At 52.7% G+C, this 18,240-nt stretch carries 13 protein-coding genes; 7 read left to right on the top strand and 6 right to left on the bottom strand.

Features of this window, described 5'->3' with window-relative positions; all coding sequences use genetic code 11:
• Positions 1 to 65 precede the first annotated feature (65 nt).
• The 3 genes from ACTJI9_RS13525 to ACTJI9_RS13515 are packed head-to-tail and all read left to right on the top strand — an operon-like array spanning position 66 to position 5,578.
• Positions 66 to 2,057 (top strand): hypothetical protein, encoded by a 1,992-nt coding sequence (locus tag ACTJI9_RS13525; RefSeq protein ID WP_440808619.1) that lies wholly within the window; start codon positions 66 to 68, stop codon positions 2,055 to 2,057.
• Positions 2,058 to 2,090: 33 nt separating this feature from the next.
• Positions 2,091 to 4,244 (top strand): type I secretion system permease/ATPase, encoded by a 2,154-nt coding sequence (locus tag ACTJI9_RS13520; protein WP_440808616.1) that lies wholly within the window; start codon positions 2,091 to 2,093, stop codon positions 4,242 to 4,244.
• Positions 4,241 to 5,578, top strand: a complete 1,338-nt coding sequence (locus tag ACTJI9_RS13515) for an HlyD family type I secretion periplasmic adaptor subunit (RefSeq protein WP_354345248.1) — start codon at positions 4,241 to 4,243, stop codon at positions 5,576 to 5,578. The genes ACTJI9_RS13520 and ACTJI9_RS13515 overlap by 4 nt, the downstream gene beginning before the upstream one ends.
• Here ACTJI9_RS13515 and ACTJI9_RS13510 read toward each other — a convergent pair whose 3' ends face one another.
• Genes ACTJI9_RS13510 through asnB form a run of 6 tightly spaced genes read right to left on the bottom strand, consistent with a single transcriptional unit; the run spans position 5,579 to position 12,913 of the window.
• A complete protein-coding gene (locus ACTJI9_RS13510) occupies positions 5,579 to 7,033 on the bottom strand; it encodes a hypothetical protein (RefSeq protein WP_440808614.1) in 1,455 nt (484 codons plus the stop codon).
• A 22-nt stretch (positions 7,034 to 7,055) separates the two neighbouring features.
• A complete protein-coding gene (locus tag ACTJI9_RS13505) occupies positions 7,056 to 8,096 on the bottom strand; it encodes a glycosyl hydrolase (protein ID WP_440808611.1) in 1,041 nt (346 codons plus the stop codon).
• A gap of 16 nt (positions 8,097 to 8,112) precedes the next feature.
• Positions 8,113 to 9,123, bottom strand: coding sequence for an NAD(+) synthase (gene nadE, locus ACTJI9_RS13500; protein ID WP_440808608.1), 1,011 nt, complete (start codon positions 9,121 to 9,123; stop codon positions 8,113 to 8,115).
• Position 9,124: 1 nt separating this feature from the next.
• Positions 9,125 to 10,660 (bottom strand): class I adenylate-forming enzyme family protein, encoded by a 1,536-nt coding sequence (locus tag ACTJI9_RS13495; protein ID WP_440808605.1) that lies wholly within the window; start codon positions 10,658 to 10,660, stop codon positions 9,125 to 9,127.
• A 21-nt stretch (positions 10,661 to 10,681) separates the two neighbouring features.
• Positions 10,682 to 10,951, bottom strand: coding sequence for an acyl carrier protein (locus tag ACTJI9_RS13490; protein WP_115053352.1), 270 nt, complete (start codon positions 10,949 to 10,951; stop codon positions 10,682 to 10,684).
• 12 nt (positions 10,952 to 10,963) lie between these two features.
• Complete coding sequence (gene asnB / locus ACTJI9_RS13485) at positions 10,964 to 12,913, bottom strand: asparagine synthase (glutamine-hydrolyzing) (RefSeq protein WP_440808602.1); 1,950 nt, start codon at positions 12,911 to 12,913, stop codon at positions 10,964 to 10,966.
• Positions 12,914 to 13,259: 346 nt separating this feature from the next.
• On the opposite strand from asnB, the gene ACTJI9_RS13480 reads away from it, so the two are divergent.
• From ACTJI9_RS13480 to ACTJI9_RS13465, 4 genes are read left to right on the top strand one after another with little or no spacing between them, the layout of a single operon-like run.
• Entirely contained in the window at positions 13,260 to 14,633 is a 1,374-nt protein-coding gene (locus ACTJI9_RS13480) for a polysaccharide biosynthesis/export family protein (protein WP_337354885.1), read from the top strand.
• Positions 14,634 to 14,653: 20 nt separating this feature from the next.
• Positions 14,654 to 16,999, top strand: coding sequence for a GumC family protein (locus ACTJI9_RS13475; protein ID WP_336442144.1), 2,346 nt, complete (start codon positions 14,654 to 14,656; stop codon positions 16,997 to 16,999).
• On the top strand, positions 16,996 to 17,916 hold the full coding sequence (locus ACTJI9_RS13470; protein ID WP_336442145.1) for a glycosyltransferase family 2 protein: 921 nt from the start codon (positions 16,996 to 16,998) through the stop codon (positions 17,914 to 17,916). The genes ACTJI9_RS13475 and ACTJI9_RS13470 overlap by 4 nt, the downstream gene beginning before the upstream one ends.
• A complete protein-coding gene (locus ACTJI9_RS13465) occupies positions 17,897 to 18,238 on the top strand; it encodes a VanZ family protein (RefSeq protein ID WP_162802520.1) in 342 nt (113 codons plus the stop codon). The genes ACTJI9_RS13470 and ACTJI9_RS13465 overlap by 20 nt, the downstream gene beginning before the upstream one ends.
• Positions 18,239 to 18,240: the final 2 nt, after the last annotated feature.

Genomic DNA, 18,240 nt, shown 5'->3' with positions numbered 1-18,240 from the left:
ACAATGTGCGCAGGCCAATTACCGGATGAAAATACGGACAGCATAATTGGCGGGAGCCATCAAAAATGCTCGGATTTGGCGATCATATTTCAGAATCCATTGCACACTTCATGGGATACTTCAGCACGTCGGTTGAAGCGGTAAAAATGCGCCTCGAATATCGTGAATTCAAAGACGCGCCGGATGTTCCGCAATCGCACGGTGAAATATTGGCGATACAGACAGATCCGCAGATGCAATTGGCACCTGGTACATTTGTTCCCGATGGAAACTATCTACCGATGCCTTGGACAGCGAGCAGCAATGATGTTTTGCCTGGGGTGAATATCGAGCCGATTGATGTGCAATTATATGGGCACAATCTCTATCATACGGCGGTTCCAATACATTCTTCCGGCAATGGCAATGGTCAATCACTCGAACAAGGGCCATTCATCGGGCCAGAGGTTCCTGAAACATCAATGGTGCTTCAGCAGACCAGCCACATGGAGGACAATGACATTGTCATTACGGGCAATCACTCTCCAGCAAACTTGCACTGGGGCGACAATGCCGATTTGGCAACATTGTCGGTTAGCGCCTTGCTTGTTTCAAACGCATTCTCCCACGATTTGCCGGATACCGCGTCGGGCATGGCGCAGTTTTTCAGCGACCAGAGCGACAGCATGGATGTTGCGGAAGGGCTGCTAACCGGCATATCGGGTATTACCGTGGTCGCATCTCCAACCGCTGGAATTTACGTCAACGGGACCACGGTCTCGGAGGCCCCGGTTCTGGATGATTATAAGCCCGCGCAATTGGCTACTCCCAATACGCCAGCGTCTGCCACAGGCCATCAGGCACTGGTTATCAATGGGAAAGACATAGAGGGCACGGTTTCGCTAGAGGCGGGCTCCAACATTCTGGTCAACGAAATCGTCCTCACCAATACCGGAACATCGGGCGCTCATTTTGCCGTTGCCGGCAATTACTACAACATCAATGCCATCGTTCAAACAAATGCCTACAGTGACATAGACAGCTTCGGCAATGGATTTGTTGGCCAACAGCAGTCGTGCGGGCCATCCACCAACGCGATGAACATCGCAGATTTTATCTCTTCCACCGGGCATGTGCAGGTTCCAGCCGCAACAGGCGAGGCTCCTGTTTTTCCGCAGAACTGGCAGGTCACCGTTATGAATGGCGACCTTATGCAGATGAACTGGATATCACAATATAACTTCCTCTCAGACAATGACGCGCATGTACTCTCGTCGACAGGTTCTTACACGACGATTACGACCGGCTCCAATGGGATGCTGAACACTGCATCATTCGCCAATCTGTGTAATTCATATGATCTGGTCATCATTGGCGGGCATCTTTACAGCGGCAATCTGATCTTTCAGACGAATGTTCTTTTTGACGATGACACAATGACAACCGGAAACGGGACCGGTGCCTATAGTGGAACATTATCAACCAGTGACAATCTTTTGTGGAACTCGGCAAGCATTCAAAGCGCAGGTACAACGAACTGGGCCACTGGACTTCCAGATCATTACAAGGAAGCGATGAGTGGCCTGGCTGACGGCAACTATAAAATGCCGGATGGTTTTCGTTCCGATGCTGCACTCCAAGGCATGGCCGGTCTCAAGATGTTGTACATCTCAGGCAATGTTTACGACCTCAACTATATCAGTCAGACCAATATTCTCGGCGATTCCGATTTTGTGGCTCGTTACGAAGACGCATTGCGCGCCACTTCCCATGATACGGTTTGGGACATAAGCACAGGCTCAAATGCATTGATCAATGTCGCGACGATTGTCGATGGCGGACATGGCAATGGAACCTCTTATGCGGGTGGTGGCGTGTACTCGGACTCGATCCTGATTCAAGCAGAGATCATTGCCCAGCAACCTGGGCATGGAAGCGGTCAAGGCCAGCCACTTGCCAACGAAATTATCGCTTTTCTGGATGACGATGCATCGCCGTCACCGGACGCCGATCATACACCAATTCATCTGCCGGATACGACTCATTCGGTGGATGTGATGCAAACAGCTCTCGCCTAAAAACAAAAAGAATGCGTGGGGGGACGCGGGATAATGAAATATGATGAACAGACTGACTTGCGGGTTATCTCGCAACAGTCACGGCAAGCGATGACTGCACGCGAGCAGGATCGAATCGAGTTTGATGCATTGCTTGCGGAAATGGAGAAGTCCATTTCACAAGTTGCTGTAGCGAGGATCTTTACTGATAGGGGGGTGCGGGAGACCCAACCGCCTGCAAGTATCGGCCTTGGCGAAAAAACGGCGCCTAAACCCGATCTGGGAAAGCCAGCTGAACCATCCAGCCGCAATGACACCAGCCCCAAGCCCGTCATACTCGATCCTGGCCTCGGTAAGGTCATAGAGGGGGATCGCGGCGTCCCGGCGCGGAAAGAAGTCGGCCCCGGCGGTAATGCCCCCAGCAATAATAATGCAGCTGGCAATGGCGGAACTTTTCACAAGCGCGTAGCGGCGGCGAGTTTTGCCGATAGTTTCAAGAACGGTGTAAATGCCGTTCGCCGAAACCTGATCATCGCCATGGGGTTCACAGTCTTCCTGAATGTGCTTGTCCTGGCTATTCCAATCTATCTGTTCCAGATATCAGATCGGGTTCTTACCAGCCGCTCGACCGACACGCTTGTCATGCTTACGGTGGTGATCATCGGTGCCGTGCTTGTGCAGGTAGTTCTTGATGCTATCCGGCGGTTCATTCTTATGCGCACAGCGGTCGAAGTTGCCGTGCAGCTTGGAGCGCCCATCTTGAGCGCCGCCGCGCGCGCATCCCTGCATGGAAATGGCAAGGATTATCAAGTGCTTGGTGATCTCCAGCAATTGCGGTCATTTCTGACGTCTGGCACTTTGCTGTCATTCTTCGATGCGCCCATTTCCCCTATATTCCTGCTTGCTGTATTCCTGATACATCCGCATCTCGGCTATATCGTTATTGTCTCCTCCCTGCTGCTGATCGTCATTGCCTTCATCAATCAGCGCGCTACTGCAGCCTCGTTCGCTGAGGCGACAAGCTTCCAAAGCCGGGCAATGCTTCATCTCGACTCCATGTCGCGCAACTCGCAAATCATCAATGCCCTCGCAATGATCCCGGAGGCCGTGCGCATATGGGGCCGCGACATGGCAGGCTCCTTGAAATCGCAGGTTCGCGCGCAGGACAGGAACATCATTTTCGCAACGATTTCCAAATGTTCCCGATTGCTGACACAGGTCGCCATGTTGGGATGGGGAGCGCATTTGGCTATTGACGGACAATTGACTGGCGGCATGGCGATTGCCGCCTCGATCATTGCCGGACGCGCTCTGGCACCCATCGAAGGAGCGATCGAAGGCTGGAACAGTTTCATCCAATTCCGCTCGGCCTTTGGCCGCATCCGAAACCTTCTCCAGAACTCGCCGCTGAATCTGGAACGTTTGCGATTGCCGGACCCGCAAGGCCGACTTGATGTGGAGCGAATTCTCTATGTTCCGCCGCCCAACAAGAAAGTTATCCTGAACGGGATTTCTTTCACATTGTTGCCCGGCGAATCCATGGCTGTCATTGGCAATTCGGGCGCTGGAAAAACGACACTGGGCAAGATGCTCGTTGGGTCGATCCTGCCGACTTCGGGGAGCGTTCGTCTGGACCTTATGGATCTGCGCAATTGGGATCAGCGTCAGTTCGGCGAGAATATCGGTTATTTGCCGCAAGATGTTCAGCTTTTCCCGGGCACCATCAAGGCAAATATCGCTCGAATGCGCGAAGATGTCAGTGACCAGGCCATTTTCGACGCGGCCGTGCTGGCGGATGTGCATGAACTCATCGCGACCTTTCCACAAGGCTATGAGACCGTTGTTGCGGCGGATGGCGCACCTCTTTCGGGAGGCCAAAAACAGCGCATTGCTCTGGCACGCGCATTCTTCGGCAATCCCAAGCTTGTGGTACTCGATGAACCAAATTCCAATTTGGATCAGCAGGGTGACGTCGCACTGACCAAGGCTTTGTTTCACGCAAAAAAACATAAAATAACCGTGGTCACCATTACGCAGCGTCCTGCGCTCTTGAGCTGTGTCGATAAGATCATGGTTCTGAATAATGGCACTGTTACAATGTTCGGCACGCGGGAAACCGTGATGGAAGCACTCTCCAAAAAGAGCAAACCCAAAGGACCTGTTCAGACAATTCAGGCCGGGGAAATAAAAGTGGGAGCAATGACATGACGACCGCCAATATTATGAACAGTCTCGAATGGTATGACGGTGTTCCGCGATCGATAAAACCATATAGCAAGTTTGGAATTGCCCTGGTTTTCGTTTGCTTTGGTGGCTTTGGAACATGGGCTGCAACAGCACCCTTGGCCGCCGCCGTCATCGCGCCCGGCAGTTTCGTTGCGACGGGAAAAAACAAGATCGTACAGCATTTGGAAGGCGGCATAATCAAGGAACTTTTGGTGCGTGAAGGAGATCACGTCCACGAAAACGATGACCTTGTCCGCCTTGACGAGACCTCTGCCAAGACCAACTCCCAGCAGCTGTTTTTACGCCAGGCGCGCCTGGAAGCTATCTTGGCGCGGCTGCATGCCGTCGTCAAAGGCGCCGAAAGGTATCAACCGCCCAAGATCATTCTGGATAATATGGGCAACCCGGAAATACGGGCCGTAAACGAAAGCCAAAGCGATAATTTCGATGCGGCCCATGCCAAATATGCCAATGAATTACAGATGATGGAGCGCAATATTTCCGCTCTTGAGTTCAGGCGTATCGGCCGGACAGCTCAAATCGAGGCGACACAGACTCAGGTAAGGCTGTTGAAAACCGAGTATGTATCAAAATACTCCCTTTTCAAGAAAGGTTTGATGGCGCGGTCCGAGGTCAGTGTGCTTGAGCGGGCTGTTGCCGATGGCGAAGGCAATATTGCTCGTCTGAACGCGGAAATCATGGAAGTGAACGCCCAGATCGAGAAATTCCAGAAAGAAATCATCCAGACCAAAGACACTGAGAAACAGGCAGCACTGGATGAAATTCAAAGTGCGGAGGCCGAGCTTGACACAGTTCGGGAACAGACCCGCCAGGCCGAAAGCGTTCTTAACCGGACCTTGATCAAGGCGCCCGTTTCAGGAACAATTATCCGGCTATATTACCATACGGCTGGCGGCGTTATTGAAAGCGGCAAGCCCATCGTCGAAATACTGCCAACGGGTGTCCCGCTCATCATCGAGGCGCAGATACCGCGCATGCAGATCGATGAAGTGAAAGAGGGACAGGAGGCTCATATTCGCCTCAGTGGCCTCAATCAGCGCACGACACCTATTATCAATGGGCGAGTGGATTATGTATCTGCGGATTCTATGGCCGACACCACGCCCGGCCAGAAGCAGGACATCTATATAGCCCGGGTCAGCATACCTGCTGATGAATTAAAGCGTATCCATGGATTTACCCCGACGCCGGGCATGCCGGCAGATATTCTCATTCAAACTCATGAGCGCACATTCTTTGAATATCTGGCCAAGCCGGTTATCGATAGTATGTCGCGGGCTTTCAGGGAATCCTGATCAGGAGCTGGGGATCATTTGCTTGGCACGTTGCGACTCCGATCGCGTGACTTCCTTATCGACATTTGTTTGCACCCGCCGTTTTGCCACCGGAAAGACGGCAACGGCTGCCGCGCCTGAAAGCACATAAAAGAGCATTCCCAGATCATAGACGGTGCTTACAAGAAAAGCGGCGATCAAGCTTGCCCCGAGACCCGAGCGTATGGCCCGTACGACGTGGCGCTCGACGGTGCCATTGCGGAAGACCGACCGGCGAAATAACGTCGAAAGAGTGAACACTGCGAAACACAAAAACCCAGGCAAACCGACATTGGAAAGCAGTACAAACAGATAGCTGGAAGCTCGCGCTCCACCGACCCCGACGCCCAAACCATAACTGTCGATGAAGTTTGACCAGGCCACCTCATTCCAGTGGCCACGCTCTCTGCCTGAAGCGCTATCCAGTTTGCCAAGAAGACTCTCATCCAGAAATGAGCCTATGGCTTCAACGAGGGTGGGGGACAATACGGCCACAAGCAGGATTACGGCGAGGGCGCTCAAGCCGCCCGCATATAATAGCAGAGGCTTGCGCATCTTCCCGCCCCATAATGTGGGGAGAACCGATTGGACCGTGAGCATGAAAAGAACAAAGATCAGTCCGACATAAGCAGTGCCCGATGTTGAAAGAGCGAGCAAAATCAGAAATGCCACGGCAAATAAGCCGGATGCAAGCGGCCGGACATGATCGAGATAAAGACTTGCAGATATGGCAAACAGAATGAGCGTGAAGCTAGCAAAGCTGGATGATTCCGGAAAGCTGGCCGAGATGCGCTTTAATCCACCCATCTCGACATTGGTCATCAATGAGTAATTGGCCGTATGGATGAAATTGAGGAAATCGATTGGTCCAGTGGCAAATGTGATGAGATCCGCCATGGCAAACAACACATTCAAGCCGCAGAGTATAAAGAATGCCGTGAGAAAATGCTGGTAAGCATCGCGCGTACAAAAATAGGCAAATGAGGCTGCAAAACATGCAATGCCGCCCAGCGCATAGACAGTTTGCGTGATGTGGGTACTGGAAAAGCTGAGCGGGTTGAGCGCAATCCGGCTAAGGCCAGCGGGCAATCTTTGCACCACCATCGTTTCGGTAATACCCGCCATCAGTCTTGGAAAGAACAGCGTGGCGATAAGACCATAGATGATCAGCAGTAGAAGCCAGAAGCCGGTGCTGGGATAAAGCAAGCTGCTGATTGCCGGATTTAACCCGGTGACGCGCGTGATCCGCAAAGCGAAGAATACCATGAAGGCATTGGCGACTAGAATGGAAGCTCCGCCCAATGCAGGCAGCGTCACGGCAGCGGCCGCACCAAACAATGTAAGAATAACCATGCCGTACAAGGCATAGCGATGGTGCATGAACTGTACCAGAACGCCAAACAGAATGACGCAAACACCGAAAAAATTGGTTGCCATGCTTATCCTTCGCCCGCCACGGTCACTGGCTCTGGGTTCCTGTTAGTCGGTCCTGCCCGATAATATCTTGAACGACTTTAAAGGCGGCTTTCGGCTCTCCGGCGCGCCAGCCATTCTTTTCGTCGCCGTCCAGACGAACAAGGCCCATATAGGCTTCAAAATCCGGCGCCCAGTATGTTTCGTCCATCAATTCATAAACATGAGCCGCTTCAATCGGGTAGAGCTCACGGAGGCGCTGGAGCATTTCCATCATCGTCTTCAAACCAGCGGCCTGGGCAGCCTCGCTTTCAATGCTGCCTTTGGGATGATTGAACTCTGTTACCCAGATAGGCTTCCCATATTCGGCCAATGCCTTGAATGCCCATTCCGGATCTTGACCATAAAGATGCCAGACCGAGATATCCCAGCTGATTCCGCTCTGCTTCATACGTTGAAAGGCGCCGATATGGCCCCAACCGGCGGTGCCCATGGCGGTACGATATTTTCCGCCAGCCTGCTTCATGCCAGCGTCAAGGCCATGCATGACGGCGGCGACTTTTTCCCAGCGTGGCCCGTAATAATCGAGCGGGTAGAGTCCTCCCGCAGGTCCCCAGTTGCAAGGATATTGCGTGCCGTCATCTCGCATTTCGCAAGGCTGGATGATTGCGAAATTTTCAAGTTCATTGCCCAGTTCCCATACTTTGATCTTTGCCCCCAGCATGGTCGCCGTTTCATAAGCAAGTGTTTTGGAGGTTGAATGGATTTCTTCGATTGTTGCAGCATTCAAATCTATCTTGGGGGTGAAGACGGGAAGGATCTCCACATTGTTCGCTTCAGCGAGATCAACCAAGGCTTTCAACTTTGGAAGCTGATCGATGCTTTGGACATCGACGCGATAGGAGCGCGCGCCCAAGGTCACAAGTGATGCCACCTGTTCCTCCAATGTAACGCCATGATAAGACGCAAGCGGATGACCGTTCACACCCCAGATGAAGGCTTGCTCATCTGCTCTTGTGACCAATGCCGTCCAGGCAAAAAATGCCGACACAACAACCACCATTGCGAGAAAAACTTTCTGCATCATGATGGTCCTTTCCGGGCTAGCCGCCTTGGAGTTCTGCTATGGGCATTACGAGTTGCGGTCCGAGGTGCAGATAGCGTGTCGCTTTGCGTTTTGCGCGAATATCACGCCAGACGCGAAGTACTTGATCCTCGCTCAGATGGGCGGATGCGGCGATTACCGCAGCGGGCAGTGATTCATTCAAACCGTAAAGGCACTGGTCCATCTGGTGATAAGGTAATGCAAAATAGAATTCTTCCTGGGTCTGCGCCAATTGGTAGGTATCCGTCGTTGGCGGCCGCGACGTGATCTCCTCCGGCACACCGAGATAGGCTGCCAGCTGGTAAACCTGTGACTTGTAGAGATGGGCGATCGGCTTTAGATCAGCCGCACCATCGCCATTTTTAACAAAGAAACCTTGATCATATTCCAACAGGTTTGGCGTGCCGATGACGGCATAGTTCATGCGATCCGCATGGTAATATTCGATCTGTTTGCGGGTCCGCTGTTTCATATTGGTTGCCGCGACAATCCCAAGATAGACGGAGCTTGGCATGCGCAGCTTTTCGGTTGTGCCGTCCGGGCGCTGCAACACAAGTGAGGAAATATTATAGCCTTCATTCGCCAATGCATTGGCAATGACGATCTTCGACGCCCATCCGGGGCCAAATTCCGGCTCGATTTGCTTGATGAAAGCGTCGCGCCGTTCGTAGCAACCCATTGCTTCAAGCGATGGGCCGATATCCTCAACGATGCTAGCCAGACCAAATGTTTCCGCCACCAATCGGCCCAGCGTCAGACTTTCAGGATCGGAGTCATTTTCAGGCATGAAAATGCATAGGACATTTTGTGCGCCAACGGCTCTTGCGGCAAGCGCAGCGCATACACTGGAATCCACACCTCCTGACAGACCTAAAACAAATCCGCGGCGGCGCAACGTGTGGCGGAGCTGCTCGCGCATTGCGGCAACGATCCGCTCTGTCTCAGCCGCAGGATCAATGGTCAGCGATATGGGTGAAACAGCACTGATTTCAGGGTTTATATTGTTCATGTCAGCTCTCCTGAGGCTCGGCGGCCAATCTACGGCTCACCTTGCCAGTGTCCGTTTTGGGAAGACTCGGACGAAACTCAACGGATTTCGGAACCATGAAATCTTCAAGGTTTTTTGCGCAAAAACGGATGATTTCGCGATCGGTCAGAGCCGGGTCGCTCAGGACGACGATTGCCCGTATGGCCTGTCCCAAAACAGGGTCATCCACGCCAATCACAACGGCCTCGGCAATGCCGGGGCAAGAGTGCAGCACGGCTTCGACTTCTTTGGGAGCAACTTTTTCGCCCCGCGTCTTGATGATGTCGTCCTTACGGCCGACAAAGTAGAGATAGCCGTCGCGATCCTTCGAAAAGAGATCGCCAGTATAAAGCACTTTTTCCCACGGATTGGGGCCGGGCCGCAGCATTCGGGCGGTTGCTTCCGCATTTTCCCAGTAGCCTTGCATGACGTGAGGACCGCGAATGACAAGCTCCCCCACAACGCCCGGTTCAACGATAGTGCCGTTGTCGTCGACGATAAATGCTTCAGTGTTAGGAATTGCAATACCCACGGAGCCGGGTCGTTGGTCCAGCTGTTCCGGCGGAAGATAGGTACAGCGCTTGCATTCCGTGAGGCCATACATGGAGTACAGTCGTACGCCCGGGAAGAGTTCGCGCAAACGCGCAATATGCGCGGGCGGCAAGGCAGCGGCGGTGTTGGTGATATAGCGCAAATCCGGCAGAAATCCGGGCTCTATGTCCCGCATCTGCAGGATCAGCGCTGCCATGGTTGGCACCAATGGAAAGCCAGTTACATGTTCACGTCGCATGACATCAAAAATTGCCTGCGGAAAGCCAAAGGACGCTTCCAGCACGAGCGTGGCTCCACTGCGTATTGTCATGAACAGCTGATAAAGCCCGTAGTCGAAAGCGAGGGGCAATACATTGAGAATTATGTCGTCTTCGCTGTTTTGCACATAGGTCGTGATCGAGGTGGCCGCCGCTTCGATATTGCGATGATTCATCATCACGCCCTTGGGACGTCCCGTCGATCCGGACGTATAGATCAGCATCGCCAGGTCGACATCAATGCCGCCATGAAGAATCGGATGCCGCGCCACCTGCAACATCTGCGTGAAGGAATGTGTTCCCGGTTGAGCGGCTTCTTCGCCGCGGCTGGCCACGATCAGCTCGCAGCCCGTATTTGATCCGATCGCTTCAACAGCAATGGGTGCCAGTTTTTCCTGTGCGATGACCATTCTGGCGCGGCAGTTCTCGATAATGTAAGCCAGCTTGTCCGCTTTTGTGGAGGCGTTAATCGGACTGAAAACAGCGCCAGCCTTCAGGATCGCGTAGATGGCAATCGTTGCTTCCCAGCAATTGCCCATAAATACCAGAACACGATCACCACGCATCACGCCCTGCGACCAGAGCGAAGCCGCGAGGCGATCCGACAGGTCGTCAAGTTCAGCATAACTCAGTCGCTTGTCGCCTGCGATGAGAACAGTCTTGTTGTCCAATCTTTTCGCCGTTTGACGAAGAATGTCCTCGATCCGCATGATTGGCTGCTCCTCGTTCGCTTAAGCAACCGACCGTTGAAGAATAGTCTTGCTTGCTACGTAGCTGGCTATGCTGGCGATTGAATCGAGGTTTGCCGGGACAATTTCGGAGTCATGCACACTGATCTGAAACGTGTCTTCCAGATATGTCACCAGTTCGAGGACCCCGGTTGAATCGATAATATCGGTTTCAATGAGCGATGTTCTGTCATCAAGTGGATGGCTTGTGTCGCCGAAGAGATAATTTTCGACAATGAAGGCTCTGATCTGTGTTGCGAATCCCGATGTCATTTTTCTTCCCTTTCATTCTGCGGCGACAGCGTGCCGCTGTATTTGTGTTGTGAATATCTGGTGCCATAGCTGTGTTGAAAGGATTCCAACGAAGGCCGAGTTGTCGCGATATCCCACGGGATTATCGCGCGCGCATTTCCCAACCAGTTTTTCGACAGCTACCGGGTTAAACAGGCCCGTATCGGATATGGCTGCCGCACTCATGGAATCCCGAACGTAATCCGGCATTCCACCCGCCGTAAACGAACGGCTGTCAGGTGCGCGATAGGGCTGTTTCAGTCTTGCAGTGATCGTTTGCGGCACGAGGTCGCGAACGGCCCGTTTCAGAATGTGTTTTTCAGCAAGGCCCTTTAGCTTCATCCCAACTGGGATGCGTGAGGCAAACTCGACGAGGCGATGATCCAGAAATGGGAAGCGCCCCTCAAGGCCATGCGCCATGGCCATGCGATCACTCTGACAGTTCAGAATATATCCAGGCAATAGCAGCGATGTTTCCAGATACTGCGCTTGATGCAAGGGGTGCCAGCGCGTGAAATCTTTTGGAAGCCCGGAAACGAGATCGGCGGTTGCGTCATAGCCGTTCAGCGCGGTTTGCAGGTCCTGGGAGAAAAACATCTTCGTTGCCGCAGTACCCCTAAAACGTGGGCGATGCGAATATAAGGGATCACGGATATCGTCGGCACCGGCGCCAAAAAATGCCGACAGATATTCTGGAGACTGCTGCTTCAGTCCACTGAGATAGGGGTATAGTTTTCGAAACAGTTGTGGGCGGATCCGCGACGTCGGCTGTGCGGCACAGAAGCGGCGCACTTTCGCTTCGCGAAACAGATCATATCCAGCAAAGACCTCATCAGCCCCTTCGCCAGTCAAGACCACTTTGTACCCTTCACTGCTGGCAAGACGCGATAGAAGATAGAGTGGCGCTGGAGCTGTACGAAGAACAGGCCGCTCCGTATGCGCAATCACCGAGGGGAAGATGTTTGCGATGTCGTTTGTGCTACAGGTTAATGCGGAGTGATCGGTGCCAAGTGCTTCGACCATCTGCATCTGGAATGCAGTCTCGTCATGTTCGGCAGATTCAAAACCGATTGAAAATGTTCGCAGGCGGTCCGGCACAATTTTGGCTGCAATTGCTGACACGGCGGAGGAATCCAATCCGCCTGAAAGATAGGATCCCACAGGCACATCAGCCCTTAGACGAATGCGCGTGGCATCAGTCAGGAGATGCAGTAATTCCTCGGCAACGTGATCTTCAGACCGTGGGGAGGCCGCACTATCGCGATCGGGGTATTGCAGTTGCCAATATGTCGCTGTCTTGAATGTCTCACCCTCAAGCAGCAGGAAATGCGCCGGCTGCAATTCAAAGATGTTCCTGAAGATCGTACGAGGCGCAATGGGTGCCCACAGCGTGAATATCTGGTCCAAAGCATATATATCGACTTCAGCTTCGATACCGGGAACGGTTAAAAGTGATTTGGCTTCCGAGGCAAAGAACATAGTGCCCTTGTGCCAAGTATAGAATAATGGCCGCACACCCATGCGATCCCGCGCAAGCATCATGCGGCGGCGCCTTTGGTCCCATATCGCAAAGGCAAAATCACCATTGAGTTTCTTGACGCAATCCGGGCCCAGCTCATCGTAAAGATGCAGGATGACTTCGGTGTCGCTTGATGTCTGGAAAACATGCCCCTGCGCAATCAAATCATCGCGCAACTCAACATAATTGAACACTTCGCCATTATAGCTGATGACGACATCACCACGGGCATTCTTCATAGGCTGCTGGCCGTCTTCCAGCCCGACGATGGAGAGCCTCATGTGCCCCAAGCCAGCATTCTGATCGACGTAGATGCCGTTTTCGTCAGGTCCGCGATGTGCAATTGCACCAATCATCGAGCTCAACACAGACTGACCGTCCTGAAGTGAGCCTTTTGAGGCGAAGTAGCCTGCAATTCCACACATAGTTGCCCCCAAACCACTGCAACTGCGGAGTATATTCCCCGCTTGGATACAGCTGTTGAAGCCTATAATATGGCCCTCAGGGGTCAATAAATAATTGGATTTAAAGGGCAGGGCAATACTAGTTACGTGTGTATCTAGGAGGGTATATTATGTTTTCCTGTGACGGGAATATTGGTAATCATGTATAATTTACAGATATGCTTATCTATCCCGCAAGCATGACTTTAAATTGTGGAAAAGTACCGTGGATACACCGAATTTATTACAATAAATCCATGATTGATTAATTGCCACCTACCCGCAGCTCCACGATAATAGTGCAAAATAATAAATTGTGGGATAGCAAATGGGCGTGAAATTTCCGTGGGCAATCAAGAGGTTTGTGCGCACAATAGCAGCAACGGCCATGGCGTTTTCATGTCTCGCTTTGCCCTTTTCCGCTTACGCCAATGGCGATTACAAGCTCGCTCCCTACACCCGGTTAAGATTGACTGTTCTTGAGTGGATTGCCTCGCGCGGAGAATATAGAGAGTGGACCGCGCTGAACGGCGAGTATGTTGTGTCAGATAGTGGAACTGTGCTTCTTCCACTCATTGGCACAATGGAGATAGCAGCCCTTGATGCCTCATCGGCGGCGACCGAAATTTCAAAGCGCATCCAGAAGGCGACCGGCTTGGTTACCATGCCGAATGTCGCCGTGCAGGTCGTGGAGTATCCTGCAATTTTCCTCGTTGGAAATGTTGAGCGGCCTGGTGAATACAGGTTCAGACCCGGCCTTACAGTCTTGCAGGCCGTTGCCTTGGCTGGCGGCAGATATCGCCCGCGAGAAGAAGCAAGGACGGTTGAACAGATTCAATATCTTGGAGAGCTGCAATCTGTCCACGGCGAAATGGTGCGGACGCTTGCTCGTGTGGCGCGCCTGAAGGCAGAGGTTGCCGGGACAACGGAGATTCAATTTCCGAGCGATCTTTCTGAGTTGGCCGACGGCATGAGCATTCAATCCATCACTGCTGAAGAGCGGGCAATCTTCGATACGCAGTCGAATGGTTTAAAGCGCCAGCTTGCAAACCTTGATGAACTGCGTGCGCTTTTCGCTTCCGAAATCGAGGTTTTGCAGGAAAAAGTAGCTGGCCAGGAAAAACAGATCAAGCTGATGGATGCGGAGCTTGAGACGGTCAAGCCGTTGGTGGAGCGCGGCATCGCCACAACATCCCGCCAATCAGATTTACAGCGGATTATCACAACCTTGCAGGCTGATCGGCTTGATCAGGTTACCGCCATCATGCGTGCCCGGCAGAATATCAGCCAGGCGAGCCGCGATGCCCAAAATTTGGTTAATCTCCGTCAAACCACCGCTACGACAGAGCTTCAAACAGCGCAGGCTGCGCTGGATCAGCTCAAGATAAGGCAGGACACAGCTGAAAGGCTGCTCGTTGCTGCGGGATCAATTTTGTCGGGCAAGGCAAAGCCCGGAGAAAAACAGGAGCCTGATCTCGTATTCACTATCACCAGGGCAACGACCGCCGAGCCAATCGAGATTGCAGCAAACGAGGATACCGTCCTGGTGCCTGGCGATGTTGTGCGGGCGGCACTCAACGTGCGGTTTTCCAAGAAGACAGCCGGTAACAGCCCGACAGAAATACCTGCTGAACCGGGCACGCCTGCGTCGCTACCCGTTCCGCTCAACGCCGCTGCCGCGCAAGTCAAAACGACCCAATAAGAACATTGTGGATAATAAAGATGGTCAGACATAAACATCACTCGACACGGACTGATGAACTTCATGCCGATGCCCATTTGATCGGTATGGCCGATATTGTCGGTTTCTTGCGGCGCAACTGGCGCTTTGTTGGCGCTTCCATTCTTGGATCAGTACTAATTGCCGTGGCCTATCTCCTGGTAGCGGAGCCGATTTTCACGGCCACGGCCCGAATAGTCATTGATCCCGAACAGGCCAGAATTGCCTCGCAGGATGCGGTTTCGGGGACGATCGTGATCGAAACCGGTGAGGTTGAAAGCCAGGTTGAAATCATCCGCTCTGAAGCCATCGCCAAAAGCGTCATCGAGCAGCTTTCGCTCACGGAGGACCCCGAGCTTCAAGGCGGCGATAGCCTCTTGTCCAGCCTTGCATTCTGGCGTTCGGACAAAGGCAAGGTGGCTGAACCTGAATTGATCATGCGCAAGACAGTTGCGGGCTTTCTGGAGCGATTGCGCGTCTGGCGTGTCGGGCAATCCTATGTGCTCGACGTTGCATATAATTCCACGGACCCGGCCAAGGCTGCAACGGTGGCAAATGCCACGGCGTTGGCCTACATCAAAGCGGGTCTTGATGCAAAATCATCGGCGGCAAAAAGCGGCGCCGGTTGGCTGGAAAGCAGACTTGCGGAGATTAGCGGGCAAGCGAATGCATCCGCTCGTGCCGTGGAGGATTTCCGTAACCAGAACCAGATATCGCAAGCTGGTGCAACTTCGCTGGATGAACAGCAACTCACCGAGGCGAATATCCAGCTTTCCAGAGCAAAAGCTGATACTTCGGCGGAGAAGGCAAAGCTTGCGATGATCAACAAGTTTCTCCAATCGGAGACTTATGTCGACGGATATGTTGACGAAGCACTTCGCAATCCGCAGATAACAGCGCTTCGTGAACGGCTGAATACGGCTTCCACCCAGCTTGATGAGTTGAAGGGGCGCTATGGCGAAAATGGAGCGGCGGTGCAAGCTGCCCAGCAGGAGATCGCACGCCTGAAGGGTGAAGTACGCCAGGAAATCGTTCGTATCGGGCAGGTTTATAAATCGAATGTCGAAGCGGCCGAGCGTCGCGAGCAATATGTCAATGACCAGCTGCAAGCGACGATTCAATCCGGTCTCAGCAAGGGCATGGCCCGCGTTCAGCTGGGCGAGCTTGAAAGCCGCGCAAATACCTATCGGCAAATGTATCAAAGTTTGATGCAGCAATTAATCAGTGCCTTGCAGCAGGAATCTTTCCCTGTAGGAGATTCCCGTCTGGTCTCCGCTGCTGCGATCCCGCTCGGCAAGACCTGGCCCAAGGGGTCGCTGGTACTCGCGCTTGCGAGCGTGCTTGGCGGACTGGCGGGGCTTGCCTATTCTGCCGTTCGAGAGGTTAGTGATCGTCGCATCAAAACAGAGAGCCGTTTGCGACGCGAACTTGGGTTGAACAGCCTTGGCACATTGCCATTTGTTTCGGCCAGAGCGATTTCAAAGGGCAATCCGCAAGAGCAGTATCAATTGCTGAATTTCGTACTGGATCATCCCAATCACCTCTTTTCAGACGCTGTTCGCAATACCAAGGCCTCGCTGGATCTGATAATGCGTCGGCAAGGTGCAAAAGTCGTGGGTATTACATCGGCGCTGCCGGGCGAGGGCAAGACAACAGTCGCCAGCAATTTGGCACAGCTTTATGCAGCGACGGGTTCAAGAACGATGCTGATCGATACCTGTGCCGCCAACCCGACGCTTACCCGGCTGTTCACGACAATGACCAAGCCCCATCAGGCTATCTCAACCGATGTTGTAGAAAACCACAGGAAAATTGAAGCAACCGAGGGCTCAAGCCGCCGCGACGCACGAACTATTCGGAAGGTCGATGAAATTCGGGCGGAGGAACCCTATGCTTCCGTATCCGTAATAACGCCGCCAGCTCTCATGAGCGTAGACGAGATAACCCATAGTTCGAGCCAGGCATATCGCTATCTCAATCTTCAGGCTCTGGAGAGCCACCTCGACAGATTGCGCGATCAGCACGATATCATCATCCTCGATCTGCCGGATTTGACGACAAGTGCAGATGCTCGAATAGTCAGTGTGATTGTCGACTGCGTTATTCTCACCGTGGGTGACCGGCAGAATGTAACGCTCGATGTCCTTGGCGCGGCGATTGCAAATTGCAGTGGCATCAACTCGGATGCGGTCGGCGTTGTTTTCAATACACCTCTACATCCCCGCACAGCCGCGCCGCTCGCTTTCCCGCCATCAAGCCTTCGGGCAGAAAGTTACAGCCGCTCACTTCAAAGGCGTTTCTCCAAATTTGCAGGTTCATTGGCAAGTTTCCGGTGGAGCAGGTTATGACGCGCGAACCAAAACAACGGCTCAAGATTGCAGTCGGCATACCGTCAACCGGCAGACCGAAAATACTGGCCGCCACGGTTCCCTTGATTGAACAGCAGAACCGGCTGCCCGATCAGATTGTTATCTGCACACTCAAGCCAAGCGATACTCCGGAAAATCTGGAGGCAGGGATGAGCGTTCCGCTGCTATCGCTGCAATCGACTTCCGGGCTGGCCAAGCAACGCAACGACATCATTCGAGCATTGCCGGATTTCGATATATTATTGTTTCTCGACGACGATTTTCTGATGGCTCCGAACTATATAGCCGAGGTCGAAAAGCTGTTCCTCGAACATGATGATATCGTCATATCAACGGGTAACGTTCTTGTAGATGGCATAGGAACAGCCGGAATACAGGTGAAAGAAGGTGCAAGTCTGTTGCAGGCTCTTCTGGATGATCCATCTTCGCGCCCCGACCTGTTGAAGGATGTCTATAACGGGTATGGCTGCAATATGACTTTGCGACTTGACGTGATGAGACGCAACGATATCTGGTTTGATGAAAACCTTCCACTTTACTGCTGGCTTGAGGACGTTGATCTGAGCCGGTCGCTTGCCAAACATGGCCGTATCGTCAAATCAAACAAGCAGCGCGGTATTCATCTTGGCGTGAAGAGTGGTCGGACCTCCGGGATAAAGCTCGGCTATTCCCAGATTGCCAATCCATATTATCTGGCCAGGAAAGGCACCATGGCTTTCTCCAAGGCTATCGCCATGGCATCCAAGAATTTGATTGCCAATATTTTTGGAAGCATTTCGCCGGAAGCGTGGATAGACCGGAAAGGACGATTAAAGGGAAATGGATTGGCTCTCTTCGATCTTCTCCGCGGAAGGATTTCGCCGTCGGGCGTATTGGATGTTGAAAAGGCTGATTGATTACCCGGCGTCGCATCATGCCCTTGCCTGGGTGCTATTGCTATTAATCATGGTGATGACAGTGGGGCCGATTACCTTGCGTCCGGCAACCTGGATCGGGCCAAATGTCGAGCGATTTTCGGCATTTCTGCTGCTTGGCATCACATTCAGCCTGACCTATCCGAAACGGCTGATTTTTGTGGCGATTATTATAATAGTGTCATGCGGACTCTTTGAATATGCGCAGCATTTCATGCAGAACAGACATGCGGATATTGCGAATTTTTTGGTAAAAATTGCGGGCGCCGCAATGGGTATGGCTGGCGTAAAACTGCTTCGTTAAAG

Source organism: Phyllobacterium sp. 22552, assembly GCF_052044585.1.
GTDB lineage: Bacteria > Pseudomonadota > Alphaproteobacteria > Rhizobiales > Rhizobiaceae > Phyllobacterium > Phyllobacterium ifriqiyense.
This window is presented reverse-complemented; position numbering and strand designations above follow the sequence as displayed.

Coding starts and splice junctions, on each gene's coding strand:
- ACTJI9_RS13525 (WP_440808619.1), top strand. CDS start 66: ATGCTCGGATTTGGCGATCATATTTCAGAATCCATTGCACACTTCATG.
- ACTJI9_RS13520 (WP_440808616.1), top strand. CDS start 2,091: ATGAAATATGATGAACAGACTGACTTGCGGGTTATCTCGCAACAGTCA.
- ACTJI9_RS13515 (WP_354345248.1), top strand. CDS start 4,241: ATGACGACCGCCAATATTATGAACAGTCTCGAATGGTATGACGGTGTT.
- ACTJI9_RS13510 (WP_440808614.1), bottom strand. CDS start 7,033: ATGGCAACCAATTTTTTCGGTGTTTGCGTCATTCTGTTTGGCGTTCTG.
- ACTJI9_RS13505 (WP_440808611.1), bottom strand. CDS start 8,096: ATGATGCAGAAAGTTTTTCTCGCAATGGTGGTTGTTGTGTCGGCATTT.
- nadE (WP_440808608.1), bottom strand. CDS start 9,123: ATGAACAATATAAACCCTGAAATCAGTGCTGTTTCACCCATATCGCTG.
- ACTJI9_RS13495 (WP_440808605.1), bottom strand. CDS start 10,660: ATGCGGATCGAGGACATTCTTCGTCAAACGGCGAAAAGATTGGACAAC.
- ACTJI9_RS13490 (WP_115053352.1), bottom strand. CDS start 10,951: ATGACATCGGGATTCGCAACACAGATCAGAGCCTTCATTGTCGAAAAT.
- asnB (WP_440808602.1), bottom strand. CDS start 12,913: ATGTGTGGAATTGCAGGCTACTTCGCCTCAAAAGGCTCACTTCAGGAC.
- ACTJI9_RS13480 (WP_337354885.1), top strand. CDS start 13,260: ATGGGCGTGAAATTTCCGTGGGCAATCAAGAGGTTTGTGCGCACAATA.
- ACTJI9_RS13475 (WP_336442144.1), top strand. CDS start 14,654: ATGGTCAGACATAAACATCACTCGACACGGACTGATGAACTTCATGCC.
- ACTJI9_RS13470 (WP_336442145.1), top strand. CDS start 16,996: ATGACGCGCGAACCAAAACAACGGCTCAAGATTGCAGTCGGCATACCG.
- ACTJI9_RS13465 (WP_162802520.1), top strand. CDS start 17,897: ATGTTGAAAAGGCTGATTGATTACCCGGCGTCGCATCATGCCCTTGCC.